At 62.1% G+C, this 13814-nt stretch carries 15 protein-coding genes and 1 tRNA gene; 11 read left to right on the top strand and 5 right to left on the bottom strand.

Annotation, left to right across the window (positions count from 1 at the left end):
• From SSPSH_RS12210 to SSPSH_RS12190, 5 genes are read right to left on the bottom strand one after another with little or no spacing between them, the layout of a single operon-like run.
• Window positions 1-1446 carry a BNR-4 repeat-containing protein gene (locus SSPSH_RS12210; protein ID WP_006914691.1) on the bottom strand — a complete coding sequence of 482 codons (1446 nt, stop codon included), beginning with the start codon at window positions 1444-1446 and terminating at the stop codon, window positions 1-3.
• Entirely contained in the window at window positions 1443-2732 is a 1290-nt protein-coding gene (locus SSPSH_RS12205; protein ID WP_006914690.1) for an O-antigen ligase family protein, read from the bottom strand. The genes SSPSH_RS12210 and SSPSH_RS12205 overlap by 4 nt, the downstream gene beginning before the upstream one ends.
• A 5-nt stretch (window positions 2733-2737) precedes the next feature.
• The gene (locus SSPSH_RS12200; protein ID WP_006914689.1) at window positions 2738-3355 is read right to left on the bottom strand and encodes a nucleotide-binding protein; all 618 of its coding nucleotides are present in this window, start codon (window positions 3353-3355) and stop codon (window positions 2738-2740) included.
• A complete protein-coding gene (locus SSPSH_RS12195) occupies window positions 3352-4767 on the bottom strand; it encodes a GumC family protein (RefSeq protein ID WP_006914688.1) in 1416 nt (471 codons plus the stop codon). The genes SSPSH_RS12200 and SSPSH_RS12195 overlap by 4 nt, the downstream gene beginning before the upstream one ends.
• Window positions 4764-5654: an SLBB domain-containing protein gene (locus tag SSPSH_RS12190; RefSeq protein ID WP_161627833.1), complete on the bottom strand. Its 891-nt coding sequence runs from the start codon at window positions 5652-5654 to the stop codon at window positions 4764-4766. The genes SSPSH_RS12195 and SSPSH_RS12190 overlap by 4 nt, the downstream gene beginning before the upstream one ends.
• Before the next feature lie 468 nt (window positions 5655-6122).
• On the opposite strand from SSPSH_RS12190, the gene SSPSH_RS12185 reads away from it, so the two are divergent.
• From SSPSH_RS12185 to SSPSH_RS12135, 11 genes are all read left to right on the top strand, one after another.
• A tRNA-Leu gene (locus tag SSPSH_RS12185) sits at window positions 6123-6209 on the top strand.
• Window positions 6210-6243: 34 nt separating this feature from the next.
• Window positions 6244-6882: a cytochrome c biogenesis heme-transporting ATPase CcmA gene (gene ccmA / locus SSPSH_RS12180; RefSeq protein WP_006914685.1), complete on the top strand. Its 639-nt coding sequence runs from the start codon at window positions 6244-6246 to the stop codon at window positions 6880-6882.
• A complete protein-coding gene (ccmB, locus tag SSPSH_RS12175) occupies window positions 6876-7544 on the top strand; it encodes a heme exporter protein CcmB (RefSeq protein WP_006914684.1) in 669 nt (222 codons plus the stop codon). Before ccmA ends, ccmB begins: the two co-directional genes overlap by 7 nt.
• A 159-nt stretch (window positions 7545-7703) precedes the next feature.
• The gene (locus SSPSH_RS12170) at window positions 7704-8438 is read left to right on the top strand and encodes a heme ABC transporter permease (protein ID WP_006914683.1); all 735 of its coding nucleotides are present in this window, start codon (window positions 7704-7706) and stop codon (window positions 8436-8438) included.
• Complete coding sequence (gene ccmD, locus SSPSH_RS12165) at window positions 8431-8595, top strand: heme exporter protein CcmD (RefSeq protein WP_006914682.1); 165 nt, start codon at window positions 8431-8433, stop codon at window positions 8593-8595. Before SSPSH_RS12170 ends, ccmD begins: the two co-directional genes overlap by 8 nt.
• A complete protein-coding gene (gene ccmE / locus SSPSH_RS12160; RefSeq protein WP_021031752.1) occupies window positions 8588-9052 on the top strand; it encodes a cytochrome c maturation protein CcmE in 465 nt (154 codons plus the stop codon). Before ccmD ends, ccmE begins: the two co-directional genes overlap by 8 nt.
• Window positions 9049-11019 carry a heme lyase CcmF/NrfE family subunit gene (locus SSPSH_RS12155; protein WP_006914679.1) on the top strand — a complete coding sequence of 657 codons (1971 nt, stop codon included), beginning with the start codon at window positions 9049-9051 and terminating at the stop codon, window positions 11017-11019. Before ccmE ends, SSPSH_RS12155 begins: the two co-directional genes overlap by 4 nt.
• Window positions 11016-11555 carry a DsbE family thiol:disulfide interchange protein gene (locus tag SSPSH_RS12150; protein ID WP_006914678.1) on the top strand — a complete coding sequence of 180 codons (540 nt, stop codon included), beginning with the start codon at window positions 11016-11018 and terminating at the stop codon, window positions 11553-11555. The genes SSPSH_RS12155 and SSPSH_RS12150 overlap by 4 nt, the downstream gene beginning before the upstream one ends.
• Complete coding sequence (locus SSPSH_RS12145; protein ID WP_006914677.1) at window positions 11555-12025, top strand: cytochrome c-type biogenesis protein; 471 nt, start codon at window positions 11555-11557, stop codon at window positions 12023-12025. The genes SSPSH_RS12150 and SSPSH_RS12145 overlap by 1 nt, the downstream gene beginning before the upstream one ends.
• Entirely contained in the window at window positions 12022-12849 is an 828-nt protein-coding gene (gene ccmI / locus SSPSH_RS12140) for a c-type cytochrome biogenesis protein CcmI (RefSeq protein WP_006914676.1), read from the top strand. The genes SSPSH_RS12145 and ccmI overlap by 4 nt, the downstream gene beginning before the upstream one ends.
• 64 nt (window positions 12850-12913) lie before the next feature.
• Window positions 12914-13792: a MaoC/PaaZ C-terminal domain-containing protein gene (locus SSPSH_RS12135; protein ID WP_006914675.1), complete on the top strand. Its 879-nt coding sequence runs from the start codon at window positions 12914-12916 to the stop codon at window positions 13790-13792.
• The last annotated feature ends 22 nt before the right edge of the window (window positions 13793-13814 follow it).

Below are 13814 nucleotides of genomic sequence, written 5' to 3'. Positions count from 1 at the left end.
TTATTGCGTACTCAGCCGGACAATCGTCACGCGATCGTCGCGACACTTGCCGTCGTCGAGCACATTGGCGTGGATATAGAACACCGCACCGCTGCCTTCGGGCGCCGGGATGGCCCGAGTATGACACAGCGCAGTCCCGTCGCGTGCATCGCCCTTGTAGAGCGTTTGCCATGCGCCCGTGGGGCGGCCACTGCGGTCGACCGTGCGACGCAATACCGTCAGTCCGGTCGCGAACGCCCACTCATGGCCACTGGCGTCGTAGTGCTGTTCGAATGCCTGATTCGGCACGGGCTCGGGATCGGACCACTGACCATCCGCGAGCCGGGATCGATAACGCGGCCCGTGCACCGACTGCAGCGCGACCACCGGGTGGCCGTCTGCGCTGACGCTGATACGGGCCGGGCTATAGAGACCATCCGGCGCCAGCTCGGCGATACGTCGCGGCGCCACACGGCTGGCCGCGGCGAGATCGATAGGCAGCTGGTAGCGCTTACCCGCCGCGTTATAGGCCGTATCGCTGCCGGCAGGCATATACGCATAGCTGGCGAAGTTCTGATCTACGCCAGAGTCACCACGGCGCCAGAGCCAGGCCACATGCATGCCGTTGTCGGCGTCGAAGGCCAGGCGCATCTGATAGACCCACCAGCCCGGCTCGCTGATGAACGGTTGGCTGACATACTCCGCACGACCAGGCGGCAGTTGGATGTCGTCGCGGCCCACGCTCAAATCGCCGCCAATGGCGTTCCAGCTACGGGAGGTCTCGTCATAGCGGGCAAGTCCACCGGAGAACAGTCGTTGTGACCATGTCCGCGCCGGGCGCACGGCATAGCGATAGGTGACATAGAGCCGACCGTCACGATCGTTGAAGAACGATGGATAGGTGACCTGGGTGCCCGGAATGGCGGCGGTGCCCGGCGCAGGGAACTCGACGCGTCTGTTCTGGCTGCCCCAGCGCGCTTTCTCGGAAACACGCTGGCCACGAAAGACGAAACGGTCGATAGCTTCCGGTTGTGCCGAGACCGAATATTGCCAGGGCAGGTTGTGCATGTCGTAGGCGACATGCACGAAGCCTTTGCGGTCGAGCCCGATCGACGCCGCGGTGTGATAAGGGTCATTCGCGGTATCGGCATCGAGCAGGTGCGAGCGCCACGACCAGCGGCCGTCGGCATCGCGCACGCCTTTTCGCACGACGGTATGAAAGCCGAAGTGGTGTAACGGCACGGCGCGTGTGCCGGGCTCGACGTTGACGGTATAAACGCTCGAACCGGTGGCGGCGAGCGGGGTGGCGAATACGCTGGCATTGGCCTCGGCCGCCTCGATCGGCGGCAGGATCACCTCGGCGGTGAGGGCAGCGCTTGCCGATCCGGCGGCCAGTGATAACACGCAGCCCAGGGCGAGCCGTCTGGCAAGAATGGAACCACCCAGGACGCCGAGTCGGTTGATCATTGCGATTCATCCGAAGGATCGATCGCGCGCAGGCGTGCAAGCGCAAGGCTCGCGTGGATCGATAGCAGAAACATGAAATGGATCGGTCGGAAAAAACTGGATTCAGCGATATTGGCGATCGCCAGGAACACCATGAATGCCAGTACCCAGGCGGCTTCCGCACGCCACGCAGGCAACAATGTCACGCCACGGCGAATCGTGTTGGCCCAGAAACCCAGCGCAAGAAGCAGCCCCGAAATCCCCAGTTCGTTGACCACATCCAGATAGCCGTTGTGCGCCTGCCAGAGCCCGCCGTAAAGATCCTGTGTCACCCAGGGGGCCGGGCCGCCCGCGCCAAGCCAGAACGCCTGAAAGCCGGTCCCCAGCCAGGGATGTTTCACGACTTCGGCATACACGAGCCGCCAGATTTCCAGGCGTCCGGTAAACGTCACATCGCGACCGACCGCGTTTGCCACAGGCGAAACGATATCGCGCCAACCGGGCACGCCGTAGGTAACAAGCACGACGAAGCAGGTGCTGACGATGACCGCCGCGAGCGCAAGCATACTTCGCAAGAACAGCCTGCGTAGCGAGACGACCGGTCGAAAGAACAGCCATAGGGGCGGCAGTACGGCCACTACGCACAGCAGGGCCGTGGCATTGCGCGCCATGATCAGGGTTAGCGCCGCGAGCGCCGCCCAGGCCAGCGCGGGCAGCGCGCGTACCTCACCGATCGCGAACCCATGCATCCACAGCACCATCATCAAACCTGCGGCCATGCCCAGATGGTTCTTGCTGCGAGTGATACCGGTCCAGGCGTTGTCGTAGCCGGCCACGCGTGCGATATGCGGAATCACGAAGACGGCAACGATCGATGCCACGACCACGGCCGTCAGACAAGCACGGGTATGCTGGCGTAGCCGCGCCGGGCGCCAGGCCGCGACCTGAAATGCAAGCGCGATCAGGAGAGTGCCGATCAGCAGCACGAGCTTGCGCACGGTCACGTCCGGATAATCGGACCAGCCCAGGCTGAGGATGGCCCAGCCGACGAACAGCAATAGAAATGGGTCGACGTGGCGCACAACACGCCACGCCACGCCGCGTCGAAGCCAAACGATGAGCGCGCAGATCATGAAGGGCGACATCCATTGCAGGCGCCGGATCAGCGAACCCTGCTGGGCGTTCTCCAGGGTCGTGTCGCGCGCCCAGTCGAGGCCGTCGGGCAGCAGCGCAAACGCCAGCGTTGCCCAGAACACGGCGATAAGCAGCCAGGAGAAACGGGTATCGTTGTCGGCCGGCAGCGCCATGCGTATCAACTGTCTGTGAGCACGGTGCCCAATATCGTCGACGCGCTGTCTTTGAGTTCTGTGGTGAGTTTGCGTAGCCGTTGCAGGCGCGTGCCGTCTCGCTGGACGACGACCAAGGCACCGTCGCTCATACCCGCCGCCGAGATCGCATCCAGATCGTCCGGATGGTCCGCGGTGTCGATCACGATGCAGTCGTATTCAGCGCGCAAGTCGGTGATGAGCTGTGCAAACTGCGCGGGCGCATCCACCAGGGTATCGGCCAGCGATGGATGGCTGTCGGTCGCGCGCATGACGGTCAGGCCGGGCACGGCGGTAATTTGCGCCACGCGAAAATCCGGCTCGATGCCGAAAAGCAGATGTTGTTGCGCGCGCTGGCGGGCTGCATCGATCAGTACGGTCCGCTGGCCGGATCGGGCCAGCAGCACGGTAAGATTTGCCGCGACTACGCTACGGCCTGCGTTCGACGAGCAGCTAACCACGGCCAGACACTTGGCATGGCTGTCGCTGAGCACGATGCGTGCAAGCGTGGCGCGCAGCGTGTCCGCCGCCCGGGTGTGCGGGCCGTGAAAGGCAAACACATCGTTATGTAGCTGCATGTGTTCGCGCTGTGGCTCGTTTGTCATCGCTGGGCTCCGTATTCGAGTTCACCCAGAACCGGGAGCTCCAATTCGCGTTCGATATCCTCGGCCGCGCGTACACGGCGATCGAGAAGCTCCTGAAGCAGGGCGATCATCACGCCGACGATCAAGCCCAGAATCACGGCCAGAAGGAGTTTGCGCTTGAGACTCAGGCCCGCGGTCTTGGTGGGCGCGATTGCGCGGGTGATGACCGACACGTTCTGAGCCGTAAGCTCGCTGCCCCCGAGCACCTGGTCGTAGCTCGACAGCGCTGCCTCGTAGACCTGCGAAGCGCTGTCCAGACGCCGCCGATAGCTGTCGAGCCGCGCTCGCTTGGTCTGCTTGTCCATGACGTCCGCGCGTGCGGCGTCGTAGTTGCCCTGCAGGGCATCCACCTCGCCGCGCCCAACCTTCACGCTCTGACGGGCGGCCGCGAGATAGGCATCGATCTCATCGCGCAGACGCGCCCGTACGGTGCCGATCTGGCCGTCGATGGCGCGAATACGCGGATGGTTCGGGCCAAGAGATTCTGCAATCTCGGCACGTTCGGCCAGAAAGCCGGCGAGGCGGTTTTTCAGGTCCTGCACCACGTTGCTGTCGAGCACGTCGGCCTGGGCCGTAATCGGCTGGCCGCTGGAACGGGCCGCCTCGATCTGATCGACTTCGGCCTGGGCGGACTGCAATCGTCCCTGTGCGGCGTTCAAGCGCGTGCCGAGATCGTTGAGGCGGCTGGTATCGACATTTTCGGCGGCCGTCGAGTCGATTACGCCGAAGCGCTGACGGGCCTGGGTGAGCTCGTCCTGGGCCTCATCGACCTTGGCTCGCAACCCGTCGAGGAACGTGGAGTACTGGCCCAGTCGCTGGCGCGCGGGGTCCGTGGCCATATTCTCGCTGGCTTTCATGTACTGATCGATCACCGCATTGACGATGGCCGCGCTTCGCTTCGGATCGTCTCCGCGATACGAGACCACCAGCAATTGACTGACCTCACCGGCACGAACCTCGACCTGCTCGCCGAGGTTGGATGCCAGTCGCTGGCGCAGCGGCCCGTCACCGCTGTCGTCCACGTCGAAGTCGGCACTGGTCTCCGGATCATCCGCAAGACCCAGTTCATCGACGACGCCGAGCATCACGTTCTGACTGGTCATCAGGTCGATCTGGGTGGCCCGATAACTGTCGGCAAGCGCGGTCGAGCGCGCCTGGCCGGTCAGCGGATCGAGACTTGGAAACTCGATCACCAGTGAGGCGCGGGCCTCGTAACTCTTGACGAAAAGCGATGCGATGATCGCTAGCACGAGGAAAACGGCCACGGTAATCGCAACCGTGCGCCAGCGCGCGTGCACGGCGCGCCAGATCTGGCCTACGGTCGGTGTGGCATGCATGCCCGGAATGAGCGGGCGATCGATCTGTGTGCTCAAAAGAAGCGCTCCTTCACGAAGATCACATCGTCGGCCTGTACGCGGGTAGTCGGCGATGCATCCAGTGTCTGCACGGAGCCGTCTTGCGATTTGCGATGAATGGTGAAGCGTGAATTGGAGCCGCGGTCGGTCAGACCCCCGCCGGTCGAGATCGCCTGGATAACGGTCATGCCGGGCTGAATCGCATAGGCATCCGGGCGCTGGACCTGTCCATAGATATAGAACAGCGGCGCCTGCGGCACGTAAATCGTATCGCCCGCGTGCAGCACGTCATCGCTCGCCACACCGCCGCCTGAGACCAGCGCCTCGATATCGACACGTTCGCGGTTCTGATCGTCACCGCGAATCACGACCACAGTGCGTGCGCCGCGCGCGGTGATTCCGCCTGCCTCGGCCAGCGCATCGAGCAACGTGGTACGGCTCGACAGCGAGAAACGGCCCGGCTGGTTGACCGCGCCGAGTACGGCAACCTGCTGGCTGCGGTGTTCGACCAGCGTCAGGCTGATCTGTGGATCGCGAAAATAGCCGCGCTCGCGGTAAGCGGATTCGATACGGCTTTGTGCCGCGTTCGGCGTCAGGTCGCCGATATCGACAACGCCCAGCAGCGGCAGCGATATCTCGCCGCTGTCGGAAACGAACCCCTGCGTGTTCATATCGGGCTGGCCGAACATTCGCATTTCGACGATATCGCCCGCGCCGATGACCACGCCCTGCGGGTCGTCCGCTACAGTCGTTTCGGTCGATTGGGCCTGCGCCGCCGGTAAAGGGGTAGTCGACGTATTCGTCGACGAGGGTGAGGCAGCGATCGGGGGCGCCGAGGAGGGCGTCGGGACGGATTGATCGCCCGGGCCCGGGGCGCCGGCACAGGCACCAAGCAAAACGGCCAAACCGGCCATCGATAACGCGATTCGCAAATCAGTCAGCACAACGCCCATCCCCCTCAAGTCCCCGTGCGCACAGTTTAATGTATCTGCCGCCTGTGTGGCGCCCCAACGTTAACGGCTGCAACGTTGTTGTTCTGAATGTCGATTATATTTTGAATATCAGTTCGGCCTGCGAAATGCCAGACTCCGGGCGCAGCGCTATGAAGCTGGCGCGCGGTGTTGACGCGTTCGCTGCTGCGAGCAGCGGGGTTCATACGTGCAAATACGCAAAAAGGCGTTCTATCGCGAGCCATACTTGGACGGGCGATAAAACGTGCCAAGTCAATACCCTTGTGCATTTGAACGGTGAGGGAGCTGGCTTTGGTCAAAGCGGCGCACCGGGTTTCGGTAACAGGACCATCGTCGCCTGCCCGTAGCCGCCGTTCGCAACCTCGACGGGAACGTCAACACACCCTAGAATCCCGCGCTCGCGCCCGGATGGCGAAATTGGTAGACGCATGGGACTTAAAATCCCTTGGCCTAACGGCCGTGCCGGTTCGAGTCCGGCTCCGGGCACCAGTCATCGGCTTTATGCCGCTTTTTCAAGCGAATTATGACGCGGCCGCGACTCGGCATCCGAAATCTGAGCTGTGGGCGCGGCGAGCGAGCGCTATTCGCAGGGCTGGATATCGCGCTTGTGGGCGGCGAGGCGGCGCGTATTCTCGGCGAGAACGGCGCTGGCAAGACCACGTTATTACGCACGCTCAGCGGCTTACAGCAGCCACTATCCGGTGAAGTCATTTGGGAGTCGGCGAGCGACCGTCCAGCCGACGACGCGCTCCTGTTGAAAGACGAGTTGTGTTTCGTCGGGCACGACAACGCACTCAACGCGGCGCTTACCCCGGTCGAAAACCTTGATGTACTGATGCGCCTGTGCGGGCGGCGCGTGCCGGAAAAGCGTATTCGCGCAACGTTGGCCGATCTGGGCCTCAAGCGATTGGCGCATCGCCCTTGTGGGCGGCTGTCCGCCGGGCAGAAGCGCCGGGTGTCGCTCGCTCGCCTGTGGCTCACTGATGCGCCGCTTTGGCTGTTGGACGAGCCGGCCTCAGCGCTCGATGTCGAGTCGCGCGCGGTGCTGTGTGCACGTATCGCCACCCACGTCAGTGCCGGCGGCATTGCCGTGTTCACGACACATGAAGCGTTGACGTTGCCGGATGTGCCGGTACGCTCGATCGAGCTGTCGCCATGCTGAGTGTTTTCTGGGCGGTGCTGCGGCGTGATCTGCTGCTGGCGTTTCGCCAGCGCGGCGTGCTGGTGCATCACCTGCTGTTTTTCGTGCTGGTAGTGGCCCTGTTTCCACTGGGTACGGGTGCCGATGCGGCCATTCTCGTCACCGTGTCACCGGCCTTGATCTGGATGGCGGTGTTACTGGCCGCACTGCTGTCATTGCAGCGTCTGTTCAAGCCCGATTACGAAGACGGCACACTCGAGCAATACGTGCTGTCGCCCGAGCCGCTGGCGTTGATTGCGCTGGCGAAAGTATTGGCGTACTGGCTTGCCAGCGGACTGATTTTCGTTCTGGCGTCGCCTTTGCTGGTTTTGTTGCTGGGCGTGCCTGCAAGCGCTGTACCCGTTATCATGGCCAGCCTGTTGCTGGGTACGCCAACGCTCGGCCTGGTCGGTGCCATTGGTACGGCGTTGACGTTGAGCCTGCCGCGCGCCGGGCTGCTGTTGAGCCTGCTGATTTTTCCGCTCTATGTACCGATCTTGATTTTCGGCGCCGGGGCAATGCGTGCAGCGATCGCAGGACTGCCTGCTGCGGGCGCACTGTATCTTCTGGGCGCGCTGCTCGTGCTCGGTATTACCACCGCACCGTTTGCCATTGCGGCGGCATTGAAAATCAGTCTGGAGTAGGGAAATCCTGCGGCTGTTCGTGGTCCAAGGCCATGTTAAGTCGGGATTATTGCTCTAGATCAATACATAGCGCGTATCGCGAAGAGAAACTATGCGTCGACGCAATACACATTCAACCCGCAACGCAACGGTCTAGACGTTTTGGCTAAGTCCGCGTTCATGCTCTGGCTGCACCGCTTTGGATCGCTGCCGTACTTCTATCGAGTCAGCCGGCCGATCGCGATCGCGCTGGCGGTGCCTGGCGTGCTGCTGGCGGCATACGGTGTGTATGGCGGGCTGGTGAATGCGCCCGTGGATTATCAGCAGGGGGATGCGTTTCGTATTCTCTACATTCATGTGCCGAGCGCCTGGCTGTCGCTGTTCGGCTATACGAGCATGGCAATCGCCGGCGTGGTGGCCCTTGTCTGGCGTCTCAAGCTGGCCGAGATTTTTCTCGTGGCTGCCGCACCGGTGGGGGCGAGCTTTACGTTCCTGGCACTCGTGACGGGGGCAATCTGGGGCAAGCCGATGTGGGGCACCTGGTGGGTCTGGGACGCACGCCTGACCTCCGAACTGATCCTGTTGTTTCTGTATCTGGGCGTGATCGCTCTGCATAACGCGATCGAGTCGCCGCGTACGGCCGCCCGGGCCTGTGCGTTGCTGTCGGTGGTCGGAGTGATCAATGTGCCGATCATTCATTACTCCGTGGAGTGGTGGAATACCCTGCATCAGGGGCCGACGGTCACGCGTTTCGGTCGTCCGGCGATGGAAATGGACATGCTGTGGCCGTTGCTGTGTGCAGCACTGGGCTTCACGCTGATGTTCGGGTGGCTCACGCTCTGGAACATGCGTGCGCAACTGCTTTGGCGGGAACGGCGTAGTCGTTGGGCCAAAAAGGTTTTTTCCGATGCATGAATCGTGGCAACAGTTCTGGGCGATGGGTGGATACGCACCGTATGTGTGGGGCAGCTACGCCATAGCCGCAATCGTGATTGTCGGTAACATCGTCACACCGGTGCTCGTGCACCGACATATCGCACGGCGGATCAAGAACGAGGAATACGATGACTAGAACACGACGTCGTCGCCTGATGCTGGTCGGCGGTCTGTTCGTCGGTCTGGCCGCTGCCACCGCGCTTGCGCTGACCGCGTTCAGCGAAAATATCCTCTATTTTTATCAGCCGAGTGAAATCGTGGCTGGCGATGTGCCCACGCATACACGCTTTCGTATCGGCGGGCTGGTCGAGAATGGATCGGTGGATCGCAACAGCGATGACTTGCTGGTGCGCTTCACGCTCGCGGATTGCCAGGCGAGCGTTCCAGTGCAGTTCCGCGGTACGTTGCCCGATCTGTTTCGCGAGGGGCAGGGCATTGTCGCCTATGGCGAACTCAATGAGTCCGGCCAGTTCGTCGCAGACGAAGTGTTGGCCAAGCACGACGAGAACTATATGTCGCCGGATGTGGCGGATGCGATGAAAGATGAATCAGGCGAGAGCTGCATGCCGACCAATATGCAGGCGAAACGATGATTCCCGAGATCGGCCAATTTGCGCTCATTCTTGCCCTCGGTCTGGCCACGCTCCAGACCGTATTGCCGTTGTATGGCGTGTGGCGTTCGCGCGCGGACTGTTTGGCGGTCGCCGCGCCCGCAGCGATCGGCCAGTTCGTGATGATGGGCATTGCCTTCGTCGCCCTGGGCTTCGCCTTCTATGCCAACGATTTTTCGGTGGCCTATGTGGCAGCCAACTCGAATACGCAACTGCCATGGTTCTATCGCCTGGCGGCGATCTGGGGCGCGCATGAAGGGTCACTACTACTGTGGATGACGCTGCTGGCCTGCTGGAGCCTTGCCGTTGCGCTGGCCAGTCGTACGCTGCCCCGCGAAGTCGCCAGTTGCGTGTTGGCGGTGATGGGCGCAGTAAGCGTCGGGTTTCTCCTGTTCACGCTGTTTACGTCCAATCCGTTCGAGCGTCAGTTCCCAGCGCCCGTGGAGGGACGCGACCTCAACCCGCTGCTGCAGGATCCCGGGCTGGTCGTGCATCCGCCGATGCTCTATATGGGCTATGTCGGCTTTGCGGTGGCGTTTGCGTTTGCAATCACCGCGCTGATTACAGGACGCGTCGATAGTGCATGGACGCGATGGACGCGGCCTTGGACAACAGCCGCCTGGGTGTTTCTGACCATCGGCGTGACGCTGGGCAGCTGGTGGGCTTATAACGAACTCGGTTGGGGCGGCTGGTGGTTCTGGGATCCGGTCGAAAACGCTTCGTTCATGCCTTGGCTCGTCGGCACCGCCTTGATCCATTCGCTCGCGGTGACCGAAAAACGCGGCATTTTCAAAAGCTGGACGGTGCTGCTCGCGATCACTGCGTTTGCATTGTCGCTACTCGGTACATTCCTAGTGCGCTCCGGTGTGCTGATATCGGTACATGCTTTTGCGACCGACCCGACCCGCGGCATCTATATTCTGACGTTCTTCGCGGTGGTGGTCGGCGGTTCGCTGCTGCTCTACGCGTTGCGTGCAGCCCAGTTCGAATCGGGCCGCGAGCCCGTCGCGGCGCTGTCCCGGGAGGGGTTGCTGCTGCTCAACAATATCTTCCTCGTGGTTGCCGCCGCGGGCGTGTTGCTGGGCACGCTCTACCCGATTCTGGCCGACTCGCTGGGCATGGGTCGAATTTCGGTGGGGCCGCCGTATTTCAATAAGGTCTTCATCCCGTTGACCGCGCCGCTGGTGGTGCTGATTGGTGCGGCGGCCGTCATGGCCTGGAAGCGCACGCGTGCCGATGTGCTGCGTTCGCGTCTATGGGCGCCGTTGCTGATATCGATCGCCGTCGGCGTCGCGTTACCACTGCTCACCGTTGGCACCGGCGCGCTCGTGGCAGTCGCAGGGTGTGTGCTGGGTTGCTGGGCGATCGCGACCGCATTCGAGGATATCGTGCGTCGCAGCCGCGGTCGGCGCGTGATGTTGCCGCGCAATGTCGTCGGCATGGCCTTGTCGCATGCAGGCGTCGGCATCTTCGTTATCGGCGTGAGTCTGGTGAGTGGTTTTGGCAGTGAGCACGACGTGCGCCTCGCGCCCGGCGAAAGCACGGAGATGGTGGGCTACGACTTCACGTTCGTGGGCACCCGTCACGTCGATGGACCAAATTTCACTGCTGAGATCGGCGATTTCATCGTGCGTAAAGACGGCGAGCAAATCGCCGAGCTCTATCCCGCCAAGCGTCGCTACAACGCGGCCGGCCAGACCATGACTGAATCCGGTATCGATATCGGATTCACCCGCGATTTGTATGTCTCGCTCGGCGAGCCCTTATCGGGGGACGCCTGGAGTGTGCGGATCTATCATCGGCCTTTCGTGCGCTGGATCTGGGCCGGCGGTTTCATCGCGGCCTTGGGCGGCCTTATTGCACTTTCCGACAAACGTTACTATCGCCGCCGAGCGACCGCTGACAAGGCTGTTGCGGTCGATCGCGGCCTCAACCCGGCGACTGCATGATGCGCTGGCGGCTCATCGTTCCTGTTCTGGTTGTATTCGTACTCATCGTGCTGCTCGGCTACGGGCTTACGCGACGGCCGGATATTCTACCGTCGGCATTCATCGACAAACCGGCGCCGGCCTTCGATCTGCCGACCCTGGCCTCGGACCGCGAACGCATCAGCGCAGCCGATCTCAAAGGCTCGGTCACGCTGGTCAATGTATGGGCGAGCTGGTGTGTGGCCTGCCGAGCCGAGCACGAACTGATCACTGCGGTTTCCCGGCGTACCGGGGTGCCAGTGGTCGGTTTGAACTATAAGGACACGGAGGAAGATGCGCTGCGCTGGCTGGGGCGCTACGGCAACCCGTTTGCGGTGGTGGCCTTCGATCCGAGCGGCGCGGTGGGTATCGACTGGGGCGTCTCGGCAGTGCCGGAGACCTTTGTAATCGATGCCGAGGGCATCATTCGTTACAAGGTGGTCGGCCCGATCACGCGTGAGGAAATGAACGCCACGCTCATACCCAAGCTAGAGCAGCTCAAGGGTGCGGATTCGTGATGCGTTTATTTGCGGCTTTGGTTTTGTTGCTTGCGATGGTCAACGCTCAGGCGGTGGATCTGGAAGGCGACCAGCTGGCGCGCTATCACGAACTCAACGCGGAGTTGCGCTGTCTGATCTGTCAGAACCGTAGTATCGCGGAGTCCGATGCACCGCTGGCCAAGGATCTGCGCACGATCGTCGAAAAACAGATCGCGCAAGGGCGCAGTGATGCCGAGATCAAGCAGTATCTCGTCGACCGTTACGGCAAATGGGTGCTCTACGACCCGCCGCTGGACTCTGCGACCCTCATTCTGTGGATCGGTCCGTTCGTACTGTTGGCCATCGGTCTTCTCGTCGTGGTCTTGATGATGCGACGTCGCCGCGAGGCGCCACCCGAACGCCCATCGCTTGATCGGGACCGGCTCACACGCGTACTCGACGAACAGACGCAACCCACAGATTCCGCCTCGTCCAAAGAGCGTTCATGACCGAATTCCTTGTTTTCGCGGCGATACTGGTCGCCGCCAGTATTGTATTCGTGCTCGTACCGCTGTGGCGCGCGAGCACGCCGACACCCGACAAGCGTCGGGACGCCAATATCACGATCTATCACCAGCGCTACGCCGAGATCGAACGCGAGGTAGCCGCCGGCCGACTCAGCCGTCGCGATGCCGAGATCGAAAAAGACGAGCTCGGTGCACGCCTGCTGGACGATATCGACAACACGCCTGCGATCGCACCGTCCGCCCAGACGGCACGCCGCCCGTGGCTGGCAACACTTCTGGTGTTGGTTGTACTCATTGGCGGTTCGAGCGCGGTCTACTGGCAGATCGGCAATTATCAGTCGCTTGCCGGTGGTGATACCCCAAGCCTGACCGCCATGATCGGGGAACTCGAGCAGCGCGTTGCAGAACACCCCGACGATATGCGCGCGCAGGCGATGCTCGCCCGCACGCATGAAGCGACCGGAAACTACGCGGCCGCGGCCCAGGGCTATCGCGCCCTCAATGCCGCGATGCCGGCGCCACGTCCACCAATCATCGCGGCCGAGGCACAGGCGACGCTGGCGTCGACCGACGATCTGCAAGGGCGGGCAAAAACGCTGTACGAACAGTTGCTCGAGCTCGACCCGCAAAGTCGCGAGGCGTTGTGGTATCTCGGACTGGCCGCGGCCGAGCGCGGCGATACCCATCGTGCGATCGATTACTGGGATCGCCTGCTCGCAGAGGATCTACCCGAAGAGTTCGCCACGATGGTGGCCAACCGGCGTGCGGAGCTGGCCGGCGAGAAGCCGACGTTATCCAATGACTGAGCGTGTTGTTTCGCCCCAGTAAAGGGGTTAACGTCCTTTCTAAAGCACTCTGACCCAATAGGCGATGGCGAACGAAACCCGGCTCGAATACGATTCTCTCCCGGCGGTCACTCCGTCCTACCTGCGCGCAGCGACCACGCTGTCAGGTGGCCTGGCCGGCGATGAAACCATTCCGCCGATCGTTGCGGAACTACCCGATCTGGAAGTTCGCGCTGAAGAACTGGCCAAGTATCGCAAGGTGTGTGGCTTCCAGCATGGGCCGCACCTGCCGGTCACGTATCCGCATGTGCTGGCATTTCCGATGCACATGGCCGTGCTCACGCACAAGCGCTTCCCGCTGAAGCTGCTCGGCCTGATTCACCTGCGCAATGACATCACCCAATACCGGGCGATCGAAACGGCAGAGAAGCTCCATATCGAGGTCAGCGTCGGCGGGCACCGCGAGGTGGAAAAGGGCGTCGAGTTCGATCTGGTCACGCGGGTTCGTGATCGTGCCGGCGAACTCATCTGGCAAGAAGACAGTGTCATGCTCTCGCGCCAGAAAACGAATGTGCCCAAGTCCGCGAAGAAGAAACGCGACGACGGTCTTGGCTTCGAGCCCGACGAGCAAACCACCTGGGACGTGCCCGAGAATATCGGCCGTCGTTACGCCAGCGCGGCAGGCGACTACAATCCGATTCATCTGAGTCCGTGGAGCGCGAAACTGTTCGGCTTTCCGCGCGCGATCGCCACCGGGATGTGGACCAAGGCCCGGGCGGCCGCCGAACTCGAACCCAAGCTGGAAAAGTCGGCTTATACCCTGTCGCTGGGTTTCAAGAAGCCGGTCTTTCTGCCCAGCCAGGCGCGCTTTGCCTATAGCGTGCATGAGCAGGGCGCAGATTTTGCATTGACTAACGCCAACGGCGATATCGTCCATCTGCTCGGCGATATCCGCTATCTCTAGACACCAATTCGTAGGGCTGAAA

The sequence above is a fragment of the Salinisphaera shabanensis E1L3A genome (genome assembly GCF_000215955.2).
Lineage (GTDB): Bacteria > Pseudomonadota > Gammaproteobacteria > Nevskiales > Salinisphaeraceae > Salinisphaera > Salinisphaera shabanensis.
Note: the sequence above shows the minus strand (reverse complement) of the source record. Positions and strands in the feature narration are given on the sequence as shown.

What these genes read in the sequence shown, in the direction of transcription:
- ccmB (WP_006914684.1), top strand. Translation starts at nt 6,876, where the DNA reads ATGCTGAGTGTTTTCTGGGCGGTGCTGCGGCGTGATCTGCTGCTGGCG.
- ccmA (WP_006914685.1), top strand. Translation starts at nt 6,244, where the DNA reads ATGACGCGGCCGCGACTCGGCATCCGAAATCTGAGCTGTGGGCGCGGC.
- ccmE (WP_021031752.1), top strand. Translation starts at nt 8,588, where the DNA reads ATGACTAGAACACGACGTCGTCGCCTGATGCTGGTCGGCGGTCTGTTC.
- SSPSH_RS12170 (WP_006914683.1), top strand. Translation starts at nt 7,704, where the DNA reads ATGCTCTGGCTGCACCGCTTTGGATCGCTGCCGTACTTCTATCGAGTC.
- ccmD (WP_006914682.1), top strand. Translation starts at nt 8,431, where the DNA reads ATGCATGAATCGTGGCAACAGTTCTGGGCGATGGGTGGATACGCACCG.
- SSPSH_RS12135 (WP_006914675.1), top strand. Translation starts at nt 12,914, where the DNA reads ATGGCGAACGAAACCCGGCTCGAATACGATTCTCTCCCGGCGGTCACT.
- ccmI (WP_006914676.1), top strand. Translation starts at nt 12,022, where the DNA reads ATGACCGAATTCCTTGTTTTCGCGGCGATACTGGTCGCCGCCAGTATT.
- SSPSH_RS12150 (WP_006914678.1), top strand. Translation starts at nt 11,016, where the DNA reads ATGATGCGCTGGCGGCTCATCGTTCCTGTTCTGGTTGTATTCGTACTC.
- SSPSH_RS12205 (WP_006914690.1), bottom strand. Translation starts at nt 2,732, where the DNA reads ATGGCGCTGCCGGCCGACAACGATACCCGTTTCTCCTGGCTGCTTATC.
- SSPSH_RS12200 (WP_006914689.1), bottom strand. Translation starts at nt 3,355, where the DNA reads ATGACAAACGAGCCACAGCGCGAACACATGCAGCTACATAACGATGTG.
- SSPSH_RS12210 (WP_006914691.1), bottom strand. Translation starts at nt 1,446, where the DNA reads ATGATCAACCGACTCGGCGTCCTGGGTGGTTCCATTCTTGCCAGACGG.
- SSPSH_RS12155 (WP_006914679.1), top strand. Translation starts at nt 9,049, where the DNA reads ATGATTCCCGAGATCGGCCAATTTGCGCTCATTCTTGCCCTCGGTCTG.
- SSPSH_RS12145 (WP_006914677.1), top strand. Translation starts at nt 11,555, where the DNA reads ATGCGTTTATTTGCGGCTTTGGTTTTGTTGCTTGCGATGGTCAACGCT.